The sequence below is a fragment of the Anaerolineae bacterium genome, assembly GCA_016931895.1.
Taxonomy (GTDB): domain Bacteria; phylum Chloroflexota; class Anaerolineae; order 4572-78; family J111; genus JAFGNV01.
Genome location: JAFGDY010000172.1, coordinates 1 through 10,187, shown reverse-complemented (window position 1 = coordinate 10,187; position 10,187 = coordinate 1). Strand labels below are relative to the sequence as shown.

The 10,187-nt window shown below is 53.9% G+C and carries 9 protein-coding genes; 4 read left to right on the top strand and 5 right to left on the bottom strand.

Features of this window, described 5'->3' with window-relative positions; translation table 11 throughout:
• Window positions 1–337 precede the first annotated feature (337 nt).
• The 5 genes from JW953_13215 to JW953_13195 form a co-directional block, all read right to left on the bottom strand.
• Complete coding sequence (locus tag JW953_13215; GenBank protein ID MBN1993654.1) at window positions 338–1,570, bottom strand: ABC transporter permease; 1,233 nt, start codon at window positions 1,568–1,570, stop codon at window positions 338–340.
• 8 nt (window positions 1,571–1,578) lie between these two features.
• Window positions 1,579–2,820, bottom strand: a complete 1,242-nt coding sequence (locus JW953_13210) for an ABC transporter permease (GenBank protein MBN1993653.1) — start codon at window positions 2,818–2,820, stop codon at window positions 1,579–1,581.
• Between the two features lie 41 nt (window positions 2,821–2,861).
• Window positions 2,862–3,554: an ABC transporter ATP-binding protein gene (locus tag JW953_13205; protein ID MBN1993652.1), complete on the bottom strand. Its 693-nt coding sequence runs from the start codon at window positions 3,552–3,554 to the stop codon at window positions 2,862–2,864.
• Window positions 3,536–3,730, bottom strand: coding sequence for a hypothetical protein (locus tag JW953_13200; GenBank protein ID MBN1993651.1), 195 nt, complete (start codon window positions 3,728–3,730; stop codon window positions 3,536–3,538). The genes JW953_13205 and JW953_13200 overlap by 19 nt, the downstream gene beginning before the upstream one ends.
• A gap of 162 nt (window positions 3,731–3,892) precedes the next feature.
• Window positions 3,893–6,016 (bottom strand): chloride channel protein, encoded by a 2,124-nt coding sequence (locus JW953_13195; protein MBN1993650.1) that lies wholly within the window; start codon window positions 6,014–6,016, stop codon window positions 3,893–3,895.
• Window positions 6,017–6,398: 382 nt separating this feature from the next.
• Here JW953_13195 and JW953_13190 point away from each other — a divergent pair, with 382 nt between their 5' ends.
• The 4 genes from JW953_13190 to JW953_13175 all read left to right on the top strand — a co-directional run.
• Window positions 6,399–7,385 (top strand): peptidylprolyl isomerase, encoded by a 987-nt coding sequence (locus JW953_13190; GenBank protein MBN1993649.1) that lies wholly within the window; start codon window positions 6,399–6,401, stop codon window positions 7,383–7,385.
• Between the two features lie 71 nt (window positions 7,386–7,456).
• Window positions 7,457–8,785 carry a hypothetical protein gene (locus tag JW953_13185; GenBank protein ID MBN1993648.1) on the top strand — a complete coding sequence of 443 codons (1,329 nt, stop codon included), beginning with the start codon at window positions 7,457–7,459 and terminating at the stop codon, window positions 8,783–8,785.
• Window positions 8,786–8,835: 50 nt separating this feature from the next.
• Complete coding sequence (locus JW953_13180) at window positions 8,836–9,843, top strand: hypothetical protein (protein MBN1993647.1); 1,008 nt, start codon at window positions 8,836–8,838, stop codon at window positions 9,841–9,843.
• Window positions 9,844–9,875: 32 nt separating this feature from the next.
• A partial coding sequence (locus JW953_13175) for a hypothetical protein (GenBank protein ID MBN1993646.1) occupies window positions 9,876–10,187 on the top strand: 312 nt, incomplete at its 3' end.

Sequence of the window (10,187 nt, the reverse complement as noted above, 5' to 3'; positions counted from 1 at the left end):
TCCATAAGGCCGGGGCCTTATTCAACCGGAAAAGAAACGAATGGGGGGGCACCCCCCAAGCCCCCCGGCCTACCGGCAGTTTCTTAGCAGGCCATAGGCCGAAGAATCTCCATGCGGCACTGCTTTGCTTCGTTTTTGGTATGCTGCATGGAGATTCTTCGCTCGTTCCTCGCTCAGACTGACATGACCTGAAAGTTACAATCTGTTTTTCCATAGAGCCATTATTGCCTGGGCCATCGTTGTTCAGCCATCCCTCTCACACGTTGACCGCCCGCCGGGCCAATGATACCACACCTGGGCCGGGAGTGGCAAAGCGGAAGTTATTAAATCCTTAACCCTAAAGTGAGTGCAATGCCTCCACTGGCTCCATTCTGGCGGCGTACCAGGCCGGATAGAGCGATACCAGCGCAACAATAGCCAGCAACATCAACGACAGGATGGCAAATTGATCTGGCGCAAATCCACCGTACATGGTGGTGCCAAAGGCAAACCCTTCCACCAGGGAGACGGTCTCCGCCGGGATGGGAATGCCCACGAAGGTCAGATAAGAAACCGCGCCCAGGCCAAGCGCCCACCCGGCCGCAGTGCCCAACAAGCCCAGCAGGATGCCTTCAATCAGAAAGAGCAACAAGATTCGACTGCGATTCATACCCAAAGCGGCCAGAATGCCGATTTCGCGGGCCCGCGCAAAAACGGACATGAGCAAGGTGTTGGCGATGAGGGCGGCCACAACCAGGAACACAATTGCGTAGAGCACATAATAATACACAATGCCCACTTCCCAGGATTGCAGCAGGAGGCTATTCAAATCTTCCCAGGTTAAAATCTGTATATCCGGCCCTTGAAGTTCTGTCGCTACCCTGGCAGCATCCTCCTGATTGTGCAACATCAGGATGATGCTGCTCACCCGGTTGCCCACACCGCTAAAGGATTGCGCCTCTGCTAAAGGCAAAATGACCCTATTCTGATCAATGCCGGGAAATCCTGTATCAACCAGCCCGGCCACGGTGAAAATTTTCTCTTGACCCTGGCCGTCGGCATCTCTGGCCGCCACGCTAACGCGCTGGCCCACGGTGATACCCATTTCCTTGGCCAACCGCTGGCCGATCAGGATTCGACCCCGGTCATTGCTCTTCAAAAATTCTCCGGCTGCGATTCCTTCTCTGATCGGGGCGTGAAAAGCATCGTCGGGATCAAGGCCCACGATTTCTACGCCTAGCGATTCTTGGGGCGTACTAAGCAAGCCGCTGTTCCACAATACCGGCGCGGCCGATTGGACTTCGGGCAGGGCTTCAGCTTGAGCGGCCAATGTTTCGCCATCCTTGAGCAAATCTTGATACAGTAAACTGGCCTTATCAGCCTCGTAGTTTTTATTTCGTATTTGCAGGTGGCCCGTACTCACGCGGATATTATCGGCCAGCATACTGACCAGCATCCCGTCTAACAGCGCGCTGAATGACATCGCTACAACCAGCCCCAGGGCGACGACCAGTGCCGTCAAAACAGTTCTGCGGCGATTGCGGACCAAATTCCGATAAGCAATGGTGAAGAATTTTGCCATCGTCATCATATTTCTCCCTAAATGTGGTGCAGTGATTCCGCCGGTTCGTTCTTGGAAGCTTGCCAGGCAGGGTACAATGCAGCCAGCGCGCCAACGATCACGGCTGCAAGACCATAGAGAACAATGATTGTGCCGGAAATGTGGGGGTAAAGGTGATCGCCCATCAAGGCGTAAATTTCGCCGGCATTCTCAAGGTCCTCGACAAAAGCAGAAAAATCAATACCCGTTCGGCCAACAGCCATGACCAACAGCCAACTGGCGATACAGCCGATGACAGCCCCAACCAGGCCAATGAAGGCCCCCTCTAATACAAACAAAGCCATTACCTGACGCCCTTTCATACCCATGGCCGCCAGGACGCCCATTTCCCGTGTCCGTTCAAAAACCGCCATCAGCATCAAATTGAGAATACCAATGCCGCCCATCAAGAGCATGATGCCGCCGGTCAACAACCCAATCATGCGGTCGGTGGCCAGGGCCTCGCCAAATTCCGGACGCAGGGTGTATAGAGAATCAACCTCGTAGTCAGGCAACTTTGAGGCAATGGCGTTGATAAAGGCATTTTCCTGGCCAATCTTTTCCAGGATAACGGCCACTTCTGTTTCCTGACCGCGTAGATTGTACAGTGTTTGCGCCGTGGGCAGGTTCATATAAACCAGGCTTTTTTCGGCATCTCCAAGACCCAAATCAAAAATGCCAACAATCGTCATTGAGCGTTGGCGCATCGACTCATCTTTGCGCCGCCCGATTAAGGAAACACGGTCGCCTACGGATACATTTAAATAATCGGCCAAGGCTTGCCCAATCACAATATTGTCGCCATCCTCCGGCGTCAAAAAGCGTCCGGCGACGATGTTCTCTGCCGCAAGACTAACGGGAGCTTCGATTTGCGGCTCAATGGCCGTGATGTTCACCGCTTGCGAGGCATCACGATTGCTAACCAGGCCGCCGGTGTTGATCCTTCTGAATGCGGCCTCAACATTCGGCTGGTCTCTAACCACAGCAAGAACGGCCTCGGCATTTTCCAAAGGCAGCATCGGTAGCCTGGAGGCTTTATCACGGTATCCAGGCGCGTGGATCAGTACATTGCCGCCGTAAAGCCGGACCATGTTGCCATAAATTGCCTGGTCGGTGCCGTCCATAAAGGCTTGCATGAAGATGAGCAAGATCATACTCATCACGATGGCCACCGTAGCAATAAGCGTGCGTCGCCAATTGCGCCACATATTACGCCAGGCTAATTGAATATATTTAAACATATCGCACCGGTTTCTTTATTTTGGTCAATAGGAAAGCTCACTCAGTTGTTGTTCTCTGAGCCGTCGTCTACCAGGCGCCCGTCGCGCATTTTGACCACCCGCCGGGCAAAAGCAACCACGCGGGGATCGTGGGTGGCAAAAATAAAGGCTGTGCCGGTTTCTTCATTAAGGCGCCGCATAATTTCCATAGCTTGGGCGCCGTTGGCGGTATCAAGATTGGCCGTTGGCTCATCGGCCAGCACCATGCTGGGGCGGGTGGCCAGGGCACGGGCAATGGCTACCCGCTGTTGTTCCCCACCGCTCATCTGGTCGGGCCGGTGATTGGCCCGGTCGGCCAAATCAACCGCTGCTAACATCTCCATGACCCGGTCTTTTCGTTCTTTGGACTCTACCCCAGTCAAAAGCAGGGGCAGTTCCACATTTTCATAGGCGCTCAGCACCGGCACCAGGGCAAAAAATTGAAAGATAAAGCCAATCACTTCCCGCCGCAGGTCGGCGCGCTGGTTGGCGTTAAAGCGGGTCACGTCGCACCCGTTGATTTTCACCACCCCATTGTTGGGTTTATCCAAACAGCCCATCAGTTGCAGCATAGTGGTTTTGCCGGAGCCGGAGGGGCCAACCAGGGCGGTGAACTCTCCTTCTTCAATGTTCAGGCTCACCCCATTCAGGGCGCGGGTTTCTACTTCACCGACGGTATAGATTTTAGTTACGTTTTCTAATTGAATAACTGCCACTGACAAACTCCTTTGTGAGAGTGTTTATCGGGATTCTCCAGGGGGATAAGGGGAAACCGATGCGTTTTTTCCCGAAAGCCGGGGGCATGAACCTGAATGTTGCCCCCATACAGGCGCACTGCGTTGCCAAAGATGGCCTGGTCGGAACCTTTAAATGAAGCTAACGACGAAGACAACGAACGACCACCGACCACCGACCAACAACCATTGCACAATCAGCTTGGTCGTTCGTCATTCGTCGTTGGTCGTTCATCGTTCATTCCACCTTAAAATGAAGCAGGGATATTATAGACCAAATTGGTCAAAATGCCATCAAATAGGGGAGATTGGGCAGTTTTTTATGCATTAGCCTGATTCCCGCGCAGGCATGCATGCAGGCTCTCGGCATCCCTGTTGCGGATGAAGGCCGTGACGTGATCGCCGGCCTGGAATTTGGTATCGCCGTGGGGAATGAGCACCCGGCCCTCGCGGCGAATGGAGATGAGAATACACTCATAGGGCAGCAGGCAGGCGATATCCTGCACCGTTTTGCCCACCGCATTGTCACCTTCCGCCAGTCTGAGATCAACAAACTCAGTGCCGTCCAGGTTGCGCAGTTGCATCCGCCGGGCGCGGTGTTGCAATTCAGCCCGGCGGGTCAAGGCCAGATTGTAAGCCCGCAGAATGTCCGCCCGCCGGATGAGGCCCAGCAGGTGAGCAGGGTCGGTTCGGGAAACAACCGGCAGGCGTCCCAGGCCGCGCCGGGCCATTCTGAGCAAAGCCACGCCCATTGTCTCGTCGGGATACGCCACCAGGAGACTATCTCTAGGCGTACCAATTTCGGCCACGGTGGCTCGCCGGGGAATGTTCTCAGCCACGGCCTGATCCAGGTCGGTGATGGTGACCATGCCCCATAGTTTGCCCTCTGCGTTAAGCACCGGCAGGCCGTGATGCCGCGAGCGATTGAATACTTCCGCCAGTTCGGCCAGAGTCAGATTTGTGGCCGTGGTATCCACGTCAACACGCATCACCTCTTCTACCTTCACGCTCTCCATCACGTCCACGTCGCGGCCCCGCTGCAAGCGCACGCCGCGCCGGGTCAACTTAAGGGTATAGATCGACTCCCCGTTCAACATCTTCTGCGCCAACAAGGTGGCCACCACCACGGTGAGCATAAGGGGCAGGATGATGCGGTAATCGCCGGTCAGCTCAAACATGATGAGCACGGCCGTAATTGGCGCGTGCGCCCCGGCGGCAAATACCGCCCCCATCCCTACCAGGGCATACGCTCCCGCAGAAACAACAATGCCCGGAAACAGAAATTTCATGGCCAGGCCAAAAGCGGCGCCCAGCATGGCGCCCATAAACAACGAGGGCGCAAAAATACCGCCCGAACCGCCCGAACCCAGGGTCAAACTGGTGGCAATCAGTTTGAGAAAGAGCAAGAAAAAAACCGCATTGAGGGCCAGTTGTCCGGCCAGGGCGTCTTCGATTACGCTGTAACCCACATTGAACACCTGCGGCGCTCGTTCCCAGGTCACTCCGGTGAAATAGGGATAAGCCAAACCCAGCAACCCCAACAACGTGCCGCCGATAGCCGGTTTGACCCATTCCGGGACACCCTGCCAGTCGTCAAACCGGTCTTCCGACCAATACAGCAGCCGGACGAACACTACCCCTACTACCGCCGCCAGCACTCCCAGGAGGGGATAGAGGCTGTACTCCCATAGGCTATTAACGCCATATTCAGTGGGAATCACAAAAGCCGGGACATTGCCAAAGACCATCCGGCCAATCACCCCGGCCACCACCGCCGAAATAACCACTATGCTGAAATAGCCCACACTGAAGTGGCCCAGGATAACCTCCAACGCAAAAATGACACCGGCAATAGGAGCATTGAAGGTGGCGGCAATGCCGGCGGCGGCCCCACATGCCACCAGGTTGCGGATACGTTCTTCTGATAAATGCAGCGCCTGTCCCACCGATGAACCCAAAGCCGACCCAATCTGGACAATTGGTCCTTCCCGCCCCACCGAGCCGCCGCTGCCAATACAGATGGATGAGGCCAACGATTTGACCACGGCCACCACCGGCCGGATCCGCCCACCGCGCAAGGCCACGGCTTCCATTACTTCGGGCACGCCATGCCCTTTGGCCTCACGGGCAAAAAAGTAGACCAGTAACCCGACCAGCAGGCCGCCAAAGGCCGGCACAAGGACGATATAAGCCTGGCCCCAGGTTCGAGTTACCTGGGGAAACCAGGTAAGACCCAACCAATCAACGGCCCGGATCAAAAAACGAAAGGCTACGGCACCCAGGCCGGTGCCAATCCCTACCACCAGGGCCGTAACAATCATGCCCATTTCCGGGGGTAATTCCCAACGATCCAACAAACTACCCCACCGCCGGGAAATATATCCAGCAGGGAGGGGTGAAGAAGGGGAGGTATTTGTAACTTGTTGTGACACAATAAACTCCATCAAAATTTAATTGAACTGGCAACCACTCAGCCCATCTCGAAAAATATTATGTCACCCAAAGACGCCAGGGACGCAAAGAGAAAGACAAAAACTTTGCGTCCCTGGCGTCTTTGCATAAGATTTTTTACCAACAGATGCGGCAAGAGTTATTACCCAATCGTCAAAATTATAGTCCTGCCCGGCAAGGTAGGCAAGCTTGCCGGGCCTGGGTAAAATTTACCAGAGAATAAATGAATATATTTACATAATCTTGCAGTAATATTGCCTTTTTAAGCCCATCCGAGTATAATTGAACTGGATTATCGTTATTGCCTATATCTTGTGGTACAGGCAACAATTTTGTCAATATATAGTATAATTATATGATTGGTAGTTGGCTTAAGTGAAATATTTTTTTATTTTTACCCTGATCATCATTTTGAGCGCCTGCCAGAACACCTCTCCCCTACCGACAACACCCGTTACCAATACGCCACTTGAACAAACCGCTGAAACCGCCCCGGAAATCCAACTCGAGTTGACCCCTCCCCCCAATAATCAGGAGGGCGCGGTTGACCAGGGTGCCTTTGAGGGTGAACAGCCTCTGGCCGCCAGAGTCAACAATCAACCGATTTTTCTGGACCCATACCAAAAACAAGTGGCACAACTGGAGCAGGCTCTCAAAGCACAAAACCCGGCTATAACCGGCGAGCAAGAGCAGGCCACGCTGTCCCAGCTTAAACGGCAGGTCCTGGATTCGCTCATTGACCAGGCGCTGATTGAACAAGAGGCCAACCGGCTGGGTTTGACCATTACCGAGGCCCTGCTTGAAGCCAAAATCCAGGAGAGTGTTGCCCGGGGCGGGCAGGCCCAATTTGAAACATGGCTGGCTGCCAATAACCTGACGCTGGCTGAATTCAAAGAGACATTGCGGGCGGAATTGATGGCCAATCAGGTTTTTGAGCACATCACGCGCAATGTCCCCGACACAGCCGAGCAAGTGCAAATGCGGCAAATCCTGGTAGCAGACGAAGCCACGGCCCGGGCCATTATCAAGCAACTCAAAAGCGGGGCAGACTTTGCGGCATTGGCCCAAGCGCACTCTTTAGACGAAAGTAGCCGGGCGAATGGAGGCAGCCTGGGCTGGTTTCCGCGAGAGTTGGGGCTGGTTCCGCCGGAGGTGGAAACGATTGCCTTTTCCATCCACCCCGGGGAAGTGAGCGGCCCCATCAAGTCGCCGTTGGGGTTGCACATTATTCAACTTGAAAACCGAGAGGCGGAACGGCCATTGCCGCCGGAAATACACCAGGCTCTGAAACAACAAACATTCTTGCATTGGCTAACTGAGCAACGCGCCCGGGCCGCCATAGAAAAATTCATTGAATTCTAGTTCTGGACATCGTTACGGTTTAGGCTATACTTTATGCTCAAAACACAAGTGACACGGAGTTCCAGAACACGATGACGCAAACAAAATTTAAAAAGTCTTATCTGGGCTTATTCTTAATTGTCGGCACATTAATAACTTTATTCCTGATCCTGCTCACGGCAATGGCCATATTTATTCTCACTCGCCGGTCGAACGCCGCCGAATTTGGAGGCCAGAGTCTTTTAACCGACACCGCGCCGCTAAAGATGATTGAGGTGAAACAGGTTGACCCTGCCCTGGCTCTGGCTTCGTTAGGGGGCGTGCCCGAAGCAGAGGTGATTACCGAGGCAATTAACAAAGAAAGGCCCGAAACTGCCCTGGCGGCCCTGTTGTTTCAGCCAACCCTTAACGATAAGGAGAGCGTGGGGAATTTTTTGTTGCTGGCTTCAGCCTACCAGGTTGATGAGCAAAAGGAAAAAGCCATATTTAGTTATCAAATGGCCGGCACAATTGCCACCCTCAGCCCTAATTTACCGGACACTGCCCGCGCAGACATATTTTTACAAACCGGTGAGGGCCTGATAGACCTGGCCGAACCAACCCTGGCCAAATTTTACCTGGATCAAGCCCTGCTTGTAGCCGCCCGGAGTCCTTTTTTGCAAGCCGCGCACCGGCGTTCAATTCTGGAACGACTCCAAAAAAACTACATCATCCTTGAAGAAAGGAATTTAGCCAGAAAAAGTCTAGACTTGAGCGCCAATCCGCCCGCTCTGGCCTTACTGCCGGAAGCAGTTACCCATCTGCCCCAGGGCGTGCCTGTTCCTTTACCTGAACCGGTCCAGGCCGCCGAAACCAATCGCTGGCTCAGGGCGCAGGAATTGGCCGCCCTGCTGGTAGAACGAGGAGGACATGCGCCGCCGTCGGCCATCACCGCTTTACAAGAAGCGCTCCTGGCCGAAGACAATCAAAAATTACCTTTTTATGACACAGAATTAGCCGCAGAAACGCAAGTATCCAAAAAAATCGGCCTTACCCTGGCCAAAATTGAATGGTTAGCCATTAAATACAGAATAGCCCGGCGGACTTATGGCCTCAGCATTGTGCCCGCCTGGGAAAATCAGGCCGAGCAAATCCGCGCCGATTTAACCAAAACTTATGAAACGCTCTTTGCGCTATACGCAGATTACATTGTCGCCCTGCCCGAAGCTTCCCAAATTGACCGGGCCACCGAAGAACGATTACGGGACGAGGTTTTAGCCGGGGAGTTGGGCCGGTATCCCAACTACCCGGAAGAACAACGGAAAAAACAGCTTTTAGACACCTCCACCAAATTAATGACCACTCAACCCGAACTCAACATTTTTATTGGAGTCAAAACAGTGTCTAACCAAGAGCTGTATACTTTACAAGCGGCAGAATAGCAAGGCCTGAAGGTAAACATACTTGCTACTGCCTGGCAAGGAGTAGAGCTATGGACAATCGCCTGGCAACCGTTTTAGCAGCAATGATATTTGGGCTGATTATTCTCAGTTGTGTTTGTTTTGCCACCATCTATCTGGTGCCAGATATTCCCTTTAACCCCCTTAGCCCCAGCCGGGCCACCGCCATTGTAGCCGCCAGAATAGCGCAAACCCCAACCCAACCCCCGCCAACAACCGCTATTCCAACCTGGGAACCAACCTGGACCCCCACGCCAACCTTTACCCCACCCCCAACCAGTACTGCCACCGATACCCGCACCCCCACCCCCACCAAAACACATACCCCTACCGCCACGCCTACGGCCAGCAAAACCCCCACTATTGTGGTCACGCCAACCGCCACCCCCTTCCCGCCCTATCCCTTTGTTGGCACCAGCGGCGATAGCGAAAACAACTGCGCCAATATCAAACTGAGGTATACAGTGACCGGCGAAGACGGCGAACCAATAGCCGGCTACCAGATTCAATATGGCGAGATTGCCGTCCCCGGCAGTTATTTTCTGAGCGGGCCAACCGAATACGCCGAAGTATACGGCGTAACCCTGATCCCCGGCACCGACCGGGCCGCCGTCAAACGCTCGCATAACTGGTTTGCCTACCTGGTGCTGGAGGGGGAAAAACTCAGCAAGGCCGTTTTATTTACCACCGACCCCATCCTGGCCGACAACCCCAATTACTGCGACGATCTTGATGATGAAGGACAGGAATTTCAGGAAAAAGGATGCATCATGAACCCTTGCAAAAGTGAAGACGCCGTTAACAATAAGCATATTGATTGGCAGCCGCGGGTATCTTACTTTGAACCTATTGCCACGCCCACTCCCCGCCCCAACCTATGCACGCCTCCCTATTACGATCTGGTTATCCCGCGCACGTGCTCCGATTGCAGAACCCAGGCCGACGCCCAACGCTTATTTCAAACCGTTGGCGGGCCGGCGGTGGATATTTATGATTTTGACCGTGACGGCAATGGCATTGCCTGTGAAGAGTTGCCCTGAGCTGTGGCCAGGCAAACCCCAGGAGAAGTGTTATGGATCGGTTAAATAATCAAACAACCACTATTTTATTGGCCATTGTTCTGGGTATGACCATTCTCTCCTTGTTGTGTTATTTGACCATCTACATCCAGCCCAATATTCCCTTTAATCCCTTAAGCCCCAATCGGGCTACGGCTATTGCTATTTTAAAAACCTCTGAATCTCCGATAATTGTCATCCCCTCTTTTACCCCAGACAACTCCTACCCCCCTACCTGGACCCCCACCCCCACCAGAACGCCCGGCCCCACCAAAACCGCTACCGACACCCGCACCCCCACCCCCACCAAAACCCCCACCCCCACC

Coding starts and splice junctions, on each gene's coding strand:
- JW953_13215 (MBN1993654.1), bottom strand. CDS start 1,570: ATGATGACGATGGCAAAATTCTTCACCATTGCTTATCGGAATTTGGTC.
- JW953_13210 (MBN1993653.1), bottom strand. CDS start 2,820: ATGTTTAAATATATTCAATTAGCCTGGCGTAATATGTGGCGCAATTGG.
- JW953_13195 (MBN1993650.1), bottom strand. CDS start 6,016: ATGGAGTTTATTGTGTCACAACAAGTTACAAATACCTCCCCTTCTTCA.
- JW953_13185 (MBN1993648.1), top strand. CDS start 7,457: ATGACGCAAACAAAATTTAAAAAGTCTTATCTGGGCTTATTCTTAATT.
- JW953_13180 (MBN1993647.1), top strand. CDS start 8,836: ATGGACAATCGCCTGGCAACCGTTTTAGCAGCAATGATATTTGGGCTG.